Source organism: Rhodoferax sp., assembly GCF_030653815.1.
Taxonomy (GTDB): domain Bacteria; phylum Pseudomonadota; class Gammaproteobacteria; order Burkholderiales; family Burkholderiaceae_C; genus Rhodoferax.
Window position 1 is genome coordinate 125,756 of the sequence record NZ_JAURYQ010000015.1, and the last position, 13,662, is coordinate 139,417.

At 60.7% G+C, this 13,662-nt stretch carries 11 protein-coding genes; 3 read left to right on the plus strand and 8 right to left on the minus strand.

Translation table 11 applies throughout. The features are described 5' to 3' along the window. Positions 1 to 4: 4 nt before the first annotated feature. Complete coding sequence (locus Q7U49_RS05455) at positions 5 to 1,144, plus strand: bacteriohemerythrin (protein WP_304762904.1); 1,140 nt, start codon at positions 5 to 7, stop codon at positions 1,142 to 1,144. Here the strand turns inward: Q7U49_RS05455 and Q7U49_RS05460 are convergent, their stop codons facing one another. From Q7U49_RS05460 to Q7U49_RS05475, 4 genes are all read right to left on the minus strand, one after another. Beyond that, positions 1,145 to 3,154: a tripartite tricarboxylate transporter permease gene (locus Q7U49_RS05460; protein WP_304762907.1), complete on the minus strand. Its 2,010-nt coding sequence runs from the start codon at positions 3,152 to 3,154 to the stop codon at positions 1,145 to 1,147. It lies immediately after the preceding gene. Positions 3,155 to 3,172: 18 nt separating this feature from the next. Further along, complete coding sequence (locus tag Q7U49_RS05465; protein WP_304762909.1) at positions 3,173 to 4,153, minus strand: tripartite tricarboxylate transporter substrate binding protein; 981 nt, start codon at positions 4,151 to 4,153, stop codon at positions 3,173 to 3,175. Between the two features lie 116 nt (positions 4,154 to 4,269). Continuing rightward, positions 4,270 to 5,337, minus strand: a complete 1,068-nt coding sequence (locus tag Q7U49_RS05470) for a tartrate dehydrogenase (RefSeq protein ID WP_304762912.1) — start codon at positions 5,335 to 5,337, stop codon at positions 4,270 to 4,272. A 105-nt stretch (positions 5,338 to 5,442) separates the two neighbouring features. Further along, entirely contained in the window at positions 5,443 to 6,609 is a 1,167-nt protein-coding gene (locus Q7U49_RS05475) for a mandelate racemase/muconate lactonizing enzyme family protein (protein ID WP_304762914.1), read from the minus strand. A 48-nt stretch (positions 6,610 to 6,657) separates the two neighbouring features. Between Q7U49_RS05475 and Q7U49_RS05480 the strand changes: the two genes are divergently transcribed. Next, positions 6,658 to 7,629 (plus strand): LysR family transcriptional regulator, encoded by a 972-nt coding sequence (locus Q7U49_RS05480; protein ID WP_370653965.1) that lies wholly within the window; start codon positions 6,658 to 6,660, stop codon positions 7,627 to 7,629. Here the strand turns inward: Q7U49_RS05480 and Q7U49_RS05485 are convergent. Continuing rightward, a complete protein-coding gene (locus Q7U49_RS05485; RefSeq protein WP_304762915.1) occupies positions 7,626 to 8,543 on the minus strand; it encodes a LysR family transcriptional regulator in 918 nt (305 codons plus the stop codon). The two genes, Q7U49_RS05480 and Q7U49_RS05485, sit on opposite strands and share 4 nt — an antisense overlap. Positions 8,544 to 8,640: 97 nt before the next feature. On the opposite strand from Q7U49_RS05485, the gene Q7U49_RS05490 reads away from it, so the two are divergent. After that, entirely contained in the window at positions 8,641 to 9,729 is a 1,089-nt protein-coding gene (locus Q7U49_RS05490) for a tartrate dehydrogenase (RefSeq protein WP_304762918.1), read from the plus strand. 51 nt (positions 9,730 to 9,780) lie between these two features. Here Q7U49_RS05490 and gdhA read toward each other — a convergent pair whose 3' ends face one another. The 3 genes from gdhA to xseA all read right to left on the minus strand — a co-directional run bounded on the left by gdhA (position 9,781) and on the right by xseA (position 13,581). Beyond that, positions 9,781 to 11,124 carry an NADP-specific glutamate dehydrogenase gene (gene gdhA / locus Q7U49_RS05495; protein WP_304762921.1) on the minus strand — a complete coding sequence of 448 codons (1,344 nt, stop codon included), beginning with the start codon at positions 11,122 to 11,124 and terminating at the stop codon, positions 9,781 to 9,783. 438 nt (positions 11,125 to 11,562) lie between these two features. Next, positions 11,563 to 12,144, minus strand: coding sequence for a superoxide dismutase (locus Q7U49_RS05500; protein ID WP_304762923.1), 582 nt, complete (start codon positions 12,142 to 12,144; stop codon positions 11,563 to 11,565). 159 nt (positions 12,145 to 12,303) lie between these two features. Then, positions 12,304 to 13,581, minus strand: a complete 1,278-nt coding sequence (gene xseA, locus Q7U49_RS05505) for an exodeoxyribonuclease VII large subunit (RefSeq protein WP_304762925.1) — start codon at positions 13,579 to 13,581, stop codon at positions 12,304 to 12,306. Between the last annotated feature and the right edge of the window lie 81 nt (positions 13,582 to 13,662).

A 13,662-nucleotide genomic window follows, 5' to 3' on the forward strand; every position in this document is an offset into this window, starting at 1 on the left:
AAAAATGGAAACCTTCGTTTGGGATGACAACTTCGTCACCGGCTTGTCAAAAGTCGATGAGCAGCACCGCAAACTGGTCGACCTGTTCAATGAACTCAGCCATTCGCTGTTCCTGACGGACGACAACCGGGAAACCGTCCTGAACGACACCTTTGCGCGCGTGGTCGACTACACCCGCTACCATTTCCAGGACGAAGAGGCCTTGATGCGGGCCGAAGGCGTGGACGCACGGCACATGGACACCCACCACGCCATGCACACCCAATTCGTGGCTCAGGTCACCTCCATGTGGGAACGACGCAACAGCATATCGACGACCGGCGAGAGCCTGGTCAGCTTCCTGACCTCCTGGCTCAGCCTGCACATTCTAGGCGTCGACCAGGCGCTGGCACGTCAGATTCAACTGATCCGCCAGGGCACCCCTGCCGCAGCCGCATTTGAGCGCGAGGCCCAGGCTCACGACAGCGGCATGCAGGCGGTGCTCAAGCTGATTGGTAACCTATACCATGTGCTGTTTTTGCAAAACACCGAGTTGGCGCAGGCCAACCAGCACCTCGAAGAGCGCGTTGCGCAGCGCACGCTGGAACTGGCCAACGCCAACAAGGCGCTGGAACAGGCCTACACCCGACTCGAATCCTATTCACGCATCGACGGCCTGCTCCAGATCGCCAATCGCAAGTATTTTGATCTGCGCCTGCGCGAGGCCTGGGCCAGCGCCTTCCGGCGCAAACAGGCACTGGGTCTGCTGATGATCGATGTGGATTTCTTCAAACGTTACAACGACAGCTATGGACACCAGGCGGGCGACGCCTGCCTGCAGGCCGTGGCCATGGCGGTGCAAAAAACGCTGCAACGCAGCACCGACCTTGTCGCCCGTTATGGCGGGGAAGAACTGGCCGTGATCCTGCCAGATACCGATGAAGCGGGCACCATCGCCATGGCCCAGCGCGTCGTGGCAGGAGTCATGGCGCTGGCCTTGCCGCACAAGGCCTCTGATGCGGCACCTGTGGTCACCGTGAGTGTGGGCGCAGCGTGTCAGGTACCTTCCGAAAAAGCAGCCGACCAGACTTTGTTGACCTTGGCTGATGCGGCGCTTTACCGGGCCAAAGCAGCCGGGCGCAATCGCTGGGCGGCAGCCACCTGATCAAAACAACAGACCGGCGGGCATACGCAAACCCAGCACCTGATCCATCAGCAAATAAAAGCTGCCCACGATCACCACCGCGCTCACGGCATACAGAGCCACCTCACGCGAACTGGGTCGATCAAAAGTGGCGATCACGGTGAGCACCAGGAAGGCAATCAGGCTCGTGACGAAGAAACCGATGGACGGCAGCAACAGCGCCCACACCGCCATGGCCACAACGATCGCGAAGCGCCGCACAGTCGAAGGCTTCACCGCACCGGGCTCCTCGACTTTGCCGGGCGCCTTGGGTCGCCCCACCTGGAAGGTAATGAGCATGAGCGACAGCAGCACCAGCACCGACGACAAGGTACCGGGGAACACCGAACCCATGGCCGACATGTCCTTGATCTGCAGATAAGCCAGCACACCAATGACCACGAAGACCGCACCAAAGGCGATGGCGGGGACGTCGCGGTATACCGTCTGGACCGCCTTTTGCGCTTTCACCACCGTGTCGGTGGCTTCGACCAATGGCGCTTTGCGGCGACGACTGAACAAGCTGGTCAGCAAGGGGTAAAACAGCGTCAACAAGGAAAACGCAATGATGGCCATGCTGATGGGCCGCCCGAAGAACATGGCGGTGAGCGCGTTGGTGGCGTTGCCAATCATGTAGGACTGCACGAAACCCTGCTCGGCAATTTGCCCCAGCACCAGCCCCAACACGATCGGCGAGGGTGCAAAACCGTAGCGTTGCAGGATCCAGGCCAGTACCCCGAGCACAAACATCATCTGCATGTCATGCGGATTGCTGTGGATGGCAAAGCTGCCCAGAATGGTCAGGAAGGCCACCGTGGGTACCAGCAGGGACTTCGGGATGCGTACGATGGATTTGTAGGCATAACGGCCCAGCAGCAGGCCCACGGGTAACATCAGCACGGTGGCAATGAGCAGGCCAAACATGAAGGTGTACACCACATTGCCTTGCTCATTGAACAGGCTGGGACCAATCTTGAGTCCCTGCACCAGCAGCGCGCCCAGAATGATGGCATCGGGCGGGGTACCGGGAATACCCAGCACCAGTGTTGGAATGAAGCCGCCACCCACCGTGGCGTTGTTCGAGGCTTCTGTGGCAATGATGCCATTGGGCTCGCCCGTGCCAAAGCGCTCAGGGTGTCTGGACGCGCGGCGTGCTTCCGAATACGCGATCAGGCCGGCGATGGAGCCGCCGGCCCCGGGCAGGATGCCGACCACGGTGCCGATCAACGAGCTCCGGAGCATGTTGAATTTGCTCGCCCAGCTGATGCGCAGCGCCTCGGGCAGCCGGTAGCCGCGTGCGTCCTCCAGCACCGACAAGTGCGGCGCCTTGGACGCCACCAGATCAATCACGACGGGGATGCAATACAGGCCGATCAAGGCCGAAGTGATGTCGATCCCACCGAGCAATATCTGCGAGTTCATGGTGTAGCGCACGTCACCGCCGACCACGGCCACGCCGATGGTCGACAGCAGCAAGCCGATGCAGGCACCGATCAGGCCCTTGAGGGTGTTGCCCACCGACAGCGCCGAGATCAGGGTCAGCCCAAAAATCGCCAGCCAGAAATACTCGGTCGGACCAAAGGCCAGCGCCACATTGGCCAGCGGCGGCGCCAGCAAAATCAGGATCGTGGCCCCCACCAGGCCGCCGAAAACCGAGGCGATGGTGGCCAGGGTCACGGCCAGGCCGCCATCACCCCGCTTGGCCATCGGGTAACCGTCAAAGGTGGTGGCGATGGACGACGGAGTCCCCGGGGTATTGACCAGAATGGCGGAAAAGGCCCCGCCGTAAATGGCCCCGGTGTAGATGGCCCCGAGCGCGATCAAGCCCGAGGCCGGGGCCATGGCAAAGGTGAATGGCACCAGAATCGCCACCGCCATGGTCGCCGACAGGCCTGGCAAGGCCCCGATGATGGTCCCCAATGTCACCCCGGCCAATGCCAGCATCAGGTTGAAAGGGGTCAGTGCATCGATCAGGTAGCGGAGGATTTCCATGGCGGGGCCTTTGTTGGCTTACTGCTTTTTGATGCCCAGCTTGTCAGCCAGCGCAGCGTATTCCTTCTTCTTCTCGGTCATGAACTTGGGCATGTCCTGGTAGGTGACGTCGGTCAGAACAAAACCGCCGTCTTCCATTTTCTTTTTGAAAGTGGGCTCGGTATTGATTTTGCTGATGATGTCGGAGACCTTTTGGCGCACCGCCTCGGGCGTGGACTTGGGCACCGACAGACCGCGGTAAGCGCCACCAACCAGGTCGAAGCCAAGCTCACGGAAGGTGGGCACATTCGGGAAAGCGGGCATGCGCTGTTCCGAGGCCACCGCCAGCATGCGCATCTTGTCGGCATGGGCAATGGCAGAGGGCGCGTAATTGAAGCCCGCCACGGTCTGCTTGCCCAGGATGGCCGTGACCGCCGGGCCGGTGCCGCTGAACGGGATGTAGGTGGTCTTGATGCCGGCGAGCTCGTCGAAACGCACCTGCGCCAGGTTGTTCGACGAGTTCGAACCCGAGCCACTGAAGGTCAGCATGCCAGGCGACTTTTTGGCATAGTCGATCAGGTCCTTGAGCGTCTTGAACTGGCTGTCGGTCTGCACAAAAATGGCATCTGGGGTGTAGTGAAAGTAATGCACCGGGGTCAGGTCATCTGTTTTGTAACCCACGTCTTTTTGCATCGGTTGCAGCACGGTGTGCGGCAGGTTGATGCCCATGATGGTGTAGCCGTCGCCCGGCATGCTGTTCAGCTGCGACCAGGCCTGCGCGCCACCGGCACCCGCCAGGTACTGAACGACCATGTCCACGCCGGCAATCTGCTTGAACACCGACTGCTGGAATCGAGCCGAAATATCAGACTCACCACCCGCATTGAAGGGCAGGATGTAGTTGATCTGCTTGCTGGGGTAAGTTTGTGCGGCGGCACTGCTGGTGTAGGCCAGGCCGACGGCCAGGGTGCTGCCGAGCAGGGCCGTCGAGAGCAGTTTCTGAATGTTGAATTTGCGCATGCTTGTCTCCAGTTATAAAAATTTGAAAAAGTGTGACGCTAAAGGCTGACAGGGAAAAGATGCAGTCGGTGATTCAGTTTGTGGTCTCCTTCGCTTCAAACAGTCTGGCTGGATGATCAGGCCGTCAACATGGCACAGACGGCCTGTGTCACCTGCACCGTGGTGGCTTTGCCGCCCAGGTCGCCCGTGTGCAAGGCCGGGTCGGCGGTGACCTGCTCGATGGCCGCCATCAGTCGTTTGGCCGCCGCCGCTTCGCCCAAATGCTCCAGCAGCATCACGCAACTCCAGAAGGTGCCCACCGGGTTGGCCAGGCCCTTGCCCATGATGTCGAAGGCCGAGCCATGGATCGGTTCGAACATGGAGGGATAACGGCGCTCGGGGTCGATGTTGCCGGTCGGGGCGATGCCCAGGCTGCCCGCCAGGGCCGCGGCCAGATCGCTCAGAATGTCGGCGTGCAGGTTGGTGGCGACCAACGTGTCCAAAGTGGCGGGACGGTTGACCATGCGCGCGGTGGCGGCATCCACCAGTTCCTTGTCCCATTTGACATCAGGGAACTCTTTGGCAACTTGCACCGCAATCTCGTCCCACATCACCATGGCGTGGCGCTGCGCGTTGGACTTGGTCACCACGGTCAGCAGCTTGCGCGGACGCGACTGCGCCAGTTTGAAGGCAAAGCGCATGATGCGCTCGACACCGGCGCGGGTCATGATCGACACATCGGTGGCGGCCTCAATCGAGTGGCCCTGGTGAACACGCCCGCCCACCCCTGAATACTCGCCTTCCGAGTTCTCGCGCACGATGACCCAGTCCAGATCTTGCGGCCGGCAGCGCTTCAGCGGACCATCGATGCCAGGCAAAATACGCGTGGGCCGGACGTTGGCATATTGGTCAAAACCCTGGCAAATCTTGAGGCGCAAGCCCCACAGCGTGATGTGATCGGGAATGTGCGGGTCGCCCGCAGAGCCAAACAAAATGGCATCCTGGTGGCGCAGCGCATCGAGGCCATCCGCCGGCATCATCTCGCCGTGCGCGCGGTACCAGTCACCGCCCCAGCCGAAGTTCTCGAATTCAAATGTGAAGTCGCTGCCGGCGGCTGCCAGCGCCTCCAGCACGGTCTGGCCCGCGGGCACCACCTCTTTGCCAATACCGTCACCGGGGATGCAAGCTATTTTGTAGGTCTTCATGAAGTCTCCTGTCGCGTGGGTTATGGCCGCAATATACCTATTGCTTACTTTTATTGATCTTCATGAAGTGACACCATTATTCACTTTGAATTAACAATCACCTGATCAAGACGAGAGCGCTTGCATGTGGACAAAAAGGTCGGCCTTGGCCTCAAAGCCAATGCCAGGCAGATCAGGCAGGGTCACATGGCCGTCGATCACTTTCACGCCATCCGGGAAACCCCCAAAAGGCTGGAACAGGTCGGGATAAGACTCGTTGCCGCCCAAGCCCAGACCTGCTGCGATGTTCAGGGACATCTGGTGGCCACCATGCGGGATGCAGCGGCTGGCCGACCAGCCATGTTCCTTGAGCATGTCCAGTGTGCGCAGGTATTCGACCAGGCCGTAGCTCAAGGCGCAGTCGAATTGCAGCCAGTCGCGGTCGGGGCGCATGCCGCCGTAGCGGATCAGGTTGCGCGCGTCCTGCATCGAAAACAGGTTTTCACCGGTCGCCATCGGGTTTTTGTAGTAGCTGCGCAGCGTGGCCTGCAACTCGAAGTCGAGCGGGTCGCCAGCCTCCTCGTACCAGAACAGATCGTACTGCGACAAGGCCTTGGCGTACTGGATGGCCGTGTCCAGGTCGAAACGGCCATTGGCATCGACACACAGCTTTTGCCCGTCCTGCAACACCTCCATGATCGAGTCGATGCGGCGCAGGTCCTCGTCGAGCGAGGCGCCACCGATCTTCTTTTTCACCACGGTGTAGCCGCGGTCGATGTAGCTGCGCATTTCATCCTTGAGCTTGCCGTGGTCCTGACCGGGGTAGTAATAGCCGCCGGCGGCATAGACAAAGATCCTGCGGTTCGGCTGGCCGTCGCCGTAGCGGTCGGCCAGCAACTGGAACAGCGGTTGGCCGGCGATCTTGGCCACCGCGTCCCACACCGCCATGTCGATGGTGCCGATGGCGACCGAACGCTCGCCATGGCCTCCCGGCTTTTCGTTGGTGAACATCGCAGCCCAAACCTTGTGCGGGTCGAGGTTGTTGCCGCTGCTGTCCAACAGCGAATCCGGGCTGGCTTCGAGCACACGCGGGATGAAGCGTTCGCGCATCAACTTGCCCTGGCCATAGCGACCGTTGGAATTGAAGCCATAGCCCACCACCGGCTGGCCGTCGCGGATCACGTCGGTGATCACGGCCACCAGACTCAGCGTCATCTTGCTGAAGTCGATATAGGCGTTGCGAATGGGGGAGCTGATAGGGAGTGTGATCTCTCTGATATCGACGATTTTCATGTTGGGTTCCGTGCATTGAGAACGCTATGATCGCCGGATCGTTTGGATTTGACCAATGCTGTTTTTCTTCTTTTCAATGCTTTCAAAGCACTGGCCATGAACCTCTCCTGGCTTGACGACTTTTTGGCTTTAGCCTCAACCGGCAACTTCTCGAGGGCCGCGGAAGATCGCCACATGACGCAACCCGCGTTCGGCCGGCGGGTACGGGCGCTGGAAGAGTGGCTTGGAACCGAACTTTTCGACCGGAGTTCGCAACCGGTGCGTCTGACTGCGACGGGCGAGTGGTTTCATCGCGTTGCCCACGACCTGCTGGCGCAGGTGGCGCGTGTTCCCGGAGAAGCGCGCACCGTTGCCGAGGCCCATTCAAACAGCCTGCGCTTTGCCGCGACACATGCCTTGTCGTTCACCTTCATGCCCGGCTGGCTGCGCCGCCTTGACGCCCACACGATGGGTGGAACGATACAGCTGGAATCGGACATGCTGCAACGGTGCGAGGCACTGATCGAGCAAAGCCAAGTGCAATTCGTCATATGCCATGTTCATCAACAGGCCCCGGGGCGATTGCATGCAGAGGCCTACCCGTCGGTTCAAATCGGGGCGGACGTTCTGATCCCGGTCTCGGCAGCAGGATCCGGCGGGCGCCCACTTCACACGCTGGGGTCGAGTGGTTCTGCGGTGCCCCTGCTGACCTACAGCGCCGAATCCGGACTGGGACGAATTTTGCGAGAAACCCGTTACGCCGCATTGGAGAAGCTGTCCACACAAACCTTTTTCACGGCGCATCTCGCGTCGGTCTTGCGGACGATGGTGCTCGACGGGCGCGGCATCGCCTGGCTGCCGAAGAGTCTCATTGACGAAGATCTGGCAAGCGGCCGACTGGTGCCCGCTGCCTCTGAGGAATGGTGCGTTGAGCTTGAAATCAGACTGTACCGTGATCGAAAACCCATGGCTCGCGCTGCAGAAGCACTGTGGGACGCGGTACGCCTGACCGGCGAGGGCGCCGCTCCCACAGGGGCCTAATCGATTTTTGGCGAACTGGTTGCAAACGCCTCACTGAGATAGTTGACAAAGGCTTTGACACGGGTCGCTGTCTGCAGCCTTTGGGGGTAAATGGCGTAGATATCGGCCGGCGGCGTTTGCCAGTTTTCAAGCACCAACTTGAGCCGGCCACTGTGCAGGTATTTTGCGATGTCCCACTCGGAGCGCATCAGGATGCCGTGGCCATCGAGCGCCCAGCCCAAGGCCGTTTCACCATCATTGCTGCTGAGCGTGCCGCGCACCTTGACCGTCTGGTTTTGCTGGCCGCAGCGCAGGTGCCAGATGCCATAAGCCTCGTCACCCTGCCGGATGCCGATGCAGTCGTGTTGCGCCAGTTCAGCCGGATGGCGCGGTGTACCGCGTTGATTCAGGTAAGCGGGCGAGGCGCACAAGAGTCGGCGATTGCTGGCAATGCGTTTGGCGATGACCCGGGCATCGGGCGGCTCGCCAAAGCGGATACAGACGTCAAAAGCATCTTCGCTCAAGGCGGGGGGGTTGACGGTGAGCTGCAACTGCACCTGCACGCCGGGGAACAGTTTGATGAAACTGGAGATGATCGGTGAAATATGACTGCGCCCGAAGCCCATTGTGGCGTTCACGCGCAACAGCCCCTTGGGCGCCGCAATGGCGCTGCCGATCAGGTGCTCCATGTCGTCGATCTCGACCAGGATCCGGCGCGCGTGTTCAAGGTACAGTTCACCCTCGGCCGTCAGGCTGACCCGGCGCGTGGTGCGATTGAGCAACTGGGCGCCGAGCCTGGCCTCCATCTGGTTCAGTCTTTTGCTGATGGCCGGCGTGGTGATGTTGAGCTCCCGTGCCGTCGCCGAGAAGCTGCCAAGCCGTGCCAGCAGGCTGAAAAAAGCCATCTCGGAGGGTGCTGTGATGGGGGATGACATTGTTGATTCAAAGTGAATAATGGTGTCACTTTAATTCGTTAGATAAACCTTGGCAATAGGTAAATTAGACCTTGTCAACCAACATTCAGGAGACTTCATGAAGACCTACAGGATTGCGTGCATCGCCGGCGACGGCATTGGCAAAGAGGTGATGCCCGAGGGCCTGCGGGCCTTGCAGGCTGCCAACCAGCGCTTTGGGCTGGGGCTGGAATTTACCCATTTTGACTGGGCGCACTGCGACTACTACCTGGCGCACGGCAAGATGATGCCCGATGACTGGAAACAGCAACTATCGGGTTTCGACGCGATTTATTTTGGTGCGGTGGGCTGGCCCGCCACGGTACCCGACCACATCTCGCTGTGGGGTTCCCTGCTGAAGTTCCGCCGCGAATTTGACCAGTACATCAACCTGCGTCCGGTGCGCCTGTTTGAAGGCGTGCCCTGTCCGCTGGCCGGACGCAAAGCCGGCGAGATCGAGTACTTTGTGGTGCGCGAGAACACCGAAGGCGAGTACACCTCGCTGGGCGGCATCATGTACGAAGGCACCGAGCGCGAAGTGGTGATCCAGGAGTCGGTCTATTCGCGCCACGGCGCAGACCGACTGCTCAAATACGCGTTTGAGCTGGCCCAGAGCCGGCCACGCAAACACCTGACGCTGGCCACCAAATCCAACGGCATCGCCATCAGCATGCCCTGGTGGAACAGCCGCGCCGACGCGGTGGGCAGCGCCTACCCCGAGGTGACCGTGGACAAGCAGCACATCGACATCCTGACCGCGCGCTTCGTGCTGCAGCCCGGCCGCTTTGACGTGGTCGCGGCCACCAACCTGTTTGGTGACATCCTGTCCGACCTGGGACCGGCCACCACCGGCACCATCGGCCTGGCGCCTTCAGCCAACCTGAACCCGGAGCGGGCCTTTCCGTCGCTGTTCGAACCGGTGCACGGTTCGGCGCCCGACATCTACGGCAAGAACATCGCCAACCCGGTGGCCATGGTCTGGTCGGGGGCGCTGATGCTGGATTTTCTGGGCGACGGCCAAGGCGTGATGCGCCAGGCGCACGATGCCATCGTTCAGGCGATCGAGACCGTTTTGAAACAGGGTCCGCGCACACCCGACCTGGGTGGCGAGGCCTCGACCACGTCGATGGGCGAGGCCCTGGCTGCGCAGATTGCTAGGCGCATCTGATTGGTTGGGGTCAGAGCACGTCGCTATGCGAGTGGTCTGACCCGCAAGGTTTCAGTAGACGCCCTGTGCCGCCATGGCATCGGCCACCTTGACGAAGCCGGCGATGTTGGCACCGTCGACGTAGTTGACAAAGCCCCCTTCGCGGGTGCCGTAGCGCACGCAGTTGGTGTGGATGTCGGTCATGATGATGCGCAAACGGGCATCCACCTCATGACGCTCCCAGGGCAGGCGCATGGCGTTCTGGGTCATCTCCAAGCCCGAGGTGGCGACACCACCGGCATTGGCCGCCTTGCCCGGGCCGTACATGATCTTGGCTGCCAGAAAGACCTCCACCGCCTCCAGGTTGGACGGCATGTTGGCGCCCTCGGCCACGCACTTGACACCGTTCTTGACCAGTTCGCGTGCGTCGTCGCCGTTGATCTCGTTTTGCGTGGCGCAAGGCAGGGCGATGTCCACAGGCACACTCCAGGGCGTTTTTCCGGCTTCAAAGCGCAATCCGAAACGCTGGGCGTACTCTTCAACACGACCGTAATGGATGTTCTTGATGTCCATCAGAGCGGCCAGTTTTTCGGGGGTAAAGCCGGCTTCGTCGATGACCGTGCCACCCGAGTCCGACGCGGTGATCACGCGGGCGCCCAGTTCCATGGCCTTTTCAATGGCGTACTGCGACACATTGCCCGAACCCGACACCGACACCCGCATGCCCTCCATGCTGAGCTGGTTGTGAGCCAGCATATCCTGCACAAAGTACACCAAACCGTAACCGGTGGCTTCCGGGCGAATCAGGCTGCCGCCGAAGCTCAGGCCCTTGCCGGTGAAGACGCTGGCCGCATTGTTGGAGAGTTTTTTCATCATGCCGGCCATGAAGCCCACTTCACGCCCGCCCACGCCGATGTCCCCGGCGGGCACGTCGGTGTCAGGGCCGAGGTGGCGGTACAGCTCGACCATCAGGGCCTGGCAGAAACGCATCACTTCATTGCGGCTCTTGCCCTTGGGGTCAAAGTCGGAACCGCCCTTGCCGCCGCCCATGGGCAAGGTGGTCAGGGCGTTCTTGAAAGTTTGCTCAAAAGCCAGGAACTTGAGGATGGACAGGTTCACCGACGGATGAAAGCGCATGCCGCCTTTGAACGGGCCGATGGCTGAGCTGTGCTGAATGCGAAAAGCACGGTTGGTATGGGTTTTGTTGTGGTCATCGACCCAGGACACCCGGAACTGGATGATGCGCTCGGACTCCACCAGCCGCTCCAGAATGCCGCCGTCAGCGTAGCGCGGATTGGCCGCAATGAAATCCCACAAACTCCCCATCACCTCTTGCACGGCCTGATGAAACTCGGGCTGGTGCGGGTCGCGGGCTTTGACGTAGTCGAGAAAATCGGACAGGTTCTTGTACTTCACTTGGCATTCCTTAAGGTCATTGATCAATCATGTGCGGCCACCTGATCGAGCACGACGAACGCAGAAAATTGAATGAACACCAAAAGAGTGCATTTCTTTAAAGATGAGCCAAAGCGCATTGATTTGATGCACAAACATCAGATATGCACCTAATTAGCCCGTTCTGAACTATTTTTTGCCATTGATCGCACTTGAGTGGTGCATCTTCGATTCTAGCCATGATGCAGAACCGGCATAACCTTATGCATGAACCGTTGATTCAGCGCAAACAAAAGGTCAAAAAAAACCACCCGAAGGTGGCTAACTTGAGACCTTGCGGGTCAGACCACTCGCGCAGCGACCCCGACCGAAGGGCGCATGCTCTGACCCCAACTAACTTGATAACTTGCGGGTCAGACCACTCGCGCAGCGACGTGCTCTGACCCCAACTGATTAGTGTCAGGCGAAATTGGCTTCGGCAAAACGCCAGTTCACCAGGTTGCTCAGGAAGGTCTCGACGTATTTGGGGCGCATGTTGCGGTAGTCGATGTAATAAGCGTGCTCCCAGACGTCAACGGTCAGCAGCGCTTTGTCGGCGGTGGTCAGGGGCGTGCCAGCGGCACCCATGTTGACGATGTCGACCGAACCGTCGGCCTTTTTCACCAACCAGGTCCAGCCGGAGCCGAAGTTGCCCACGGCGCTCTTGACGAAGGCTTCCTTGAAAGCGGCGTAAGAACCCCACTTGGCGTTGATGGCGTCGAGCAGCGCGCCGGTGGGCTCACCGCCGCCATTGGGGGTCATGCAGTTCCAGAAGAAGGTGTGGTTCCAGATTTGGGCGGCATTGTTGTAGATGCCGGCGCTGGATTTCTTGACGATGGACTCGAGGTCCATGCTTTCGAACTCGGTGCCTTTTTGCAGGTTGTTGAGGTTCACCACATAAGCGTTGTGGTGCTTGCCGTAGTGGTATTCCAGCGTTTCCTTGGAATAGTGGGGTGCCAGGGCATCCATCGCAAAAGGCAGGGCGGGCAAAGTATGTTCCATGAGGTCCTCGGTGTTGAGTTGCAAAAAAAGAAATTGTAAAAACTTTCAGGCGCGAGCTTATTCCGTTTCCAAATCATTTGTGTCTAGGCGCGAAGCCACAGGCAGTGCTGTAGCACGACAAGGCGAAGCAACGACGACACGGATGATTTAGAGGCGGAATTACACCACGCGCAAATCAACCGTGCCATCCACAAGGGTAGCGGTGAGCGCCTGGCCCGACGCGGTCTGCCGGCAACTGGCGACGGTGTTGCCCTGCGCGTCCGTCAGCATGGCGTAGCCGCGCGCCAGCACCAGGTGCGGGTCCAGCAGGTTCAGGCGCAGAGAAGCCCGCTCCAGCCGCTGCGCCTGCTGCTGCCAGGCGCGTTGCAAGGCGGTGGGCATTTGGGCTGCCAGGCGCTGCTGGTGCTGCTCTTTTTGCTGCACAAAATGCCGCGCCGCGCTGTGCAGGCCATGGGCGCTGGCGGCCAGGCGCAGGTGCTGGCTGGCCAGGCGTTCGGACGGTCGACCCAGCCTCGCCACGACCCGGTCCAGCCGCTGGCCCTGCCGGTCAAGCATGCGCAGCACGGCGTCACTCAGGCGTCGCTGGGCCTGGTCCAGCGCGCCCAGCCAGGCTTCGCGCGGCTGCGCCACCAATTCGGCCGCCGCGGTGGGCGTGGGCGCGCGCAGGTCGGCCACAAAATCGGCAATGGTGAAATCGGTCTCGTGACCGACGCCGCAAATGATGGGCACCGGGCTTTGCACCATCAGCCTCGCCAGCGCTTCATCATTGAAGGCCCACAGGTCTTCCAGCGCGCCGCCACCGCGCACCAGCAGAATCACATCGATCGGTACCGTTTTCAATTGGTACAAGGCGCTCAAAGCAGCCATCAACTCGGCCGGGGCGTTGGCGCCCTGCACCGACGCTGGCGCCAGCACCACCGGTATGTGCGGCACACGCCGCTGCAAGGCGGTGACCACATCGTGCAGGGCAGCCGCACCAAGCGAGGTCACCAGCCCAATGGCGCGCGGCATCACCGGCAACGGGCGCTTGCGCGCAGCATCAAACAGGCCCTGCGCTTCCAGTCTGGCCTTGAGCTTGAGGAATTCCTCGAACAGACTGCCCTGCCCGGCCCGGCGCATGCCCTCGACGATCAGCTGCAGGTCACCGCGCGGCTCGTAAACCCCCAGGCGCCCCTGCACTTCCACCAGTTCACCGTCACGCGGGGCAAAGTCCAGCCCGCCGGCAGCGCGCTTGAACATGGCACAGCGCAGCTGCCCGTTGGCGTCTTTCAGCGAAAAGTAACAATGGCCGCTGGCGGCGCGTGAAAAGCCGGTCAATTCGCCGCGCACCGTGACCGGGTTGAAGCGGTCCTGCAGGGCGTCGGCAATGGCACGGCACAGCGCACCGACCGACCAGACGCTGTCGGAAACCGGCAACAAAGACGCTGCCGGGCTCATGCCAGGCCACCTGGCGCTAGCAACACAATAGCAAGTTGCCCACAATTTCGGGGCACTGGCAACAATATAAAAAAGCTAGCA

What these genes read in the sequence shown, in the direction of transcription:
- Q7U49_RS05490 (WP_304762918.1), top strand. Translation starts at nt 8,641, where the DNA reads ATGAAGACCTACAGGATTGCGTGCATCGCCGGCGACGGCATTGGCAAA.
- Q7U49_RS05460 (WP_304762907.1), bottom strand. Translation starts at nt 3,154, where the DNA reads ATGGAAATCCTCCGCTACCTGATCGATGCACTGACCCCTTTCAACCTG.
- Q7U49_RS05455 (WP_304762904.1), top strand. Translation starts at nt 5, where the DNA reads ATGGAAACCTTCGTTTGGGATGACAACTTCGTCACCGGCTTGTCAAAA.
- Q7U49_RS05470 (WP_304762912.1), bottom strand. Translation starts at nt 5,337, where the DNA reads ATGAAGACCTACAAAATAGCTTGCATCCCCGGTGACGGTATTGGCAAA.
- Q7U49_RS05475 (WP_304762914.1), bottom strand. Translation starts at nt 6,609, where the DNA reads ATGAAAATCGTCGATATCAGAGAGATCACACTCCCTATCAGCTCCCCC.
- Q7U49_RS05465 (WP_304762909.1), bottom strand. Translation starts at nt 4,153, where the DNA reads ATGCGCAAATTCAACATTCAGAAACTGCTCTCGACGGCCCTGCTCGGC.
- Q7U49_RS05485 (WP_304762915.1), bottom strand. Translation starts at nt 8,543, where the DNA reads ATGTCATCCCCCATCACAGCACCCTCCGAGATGGCTTTTTTCAGCCTG.
- Q7U49_RS05500 (WP_304762923.1), bottom strand. Translation starts at nt 12,144, where the DNA reads ATGGAACATACTTTGCCCGCCCTGCCTTTTGCGATGGATGCCCTGGCA.
- xseA (WP_304762925.1), bottom strand. Translation starts at nt 13,581, where the DNA reads ATGAGCCCGGCAGCGTCTTTGTTGCCGGTTTCCGACAGCGTCTGGTCG.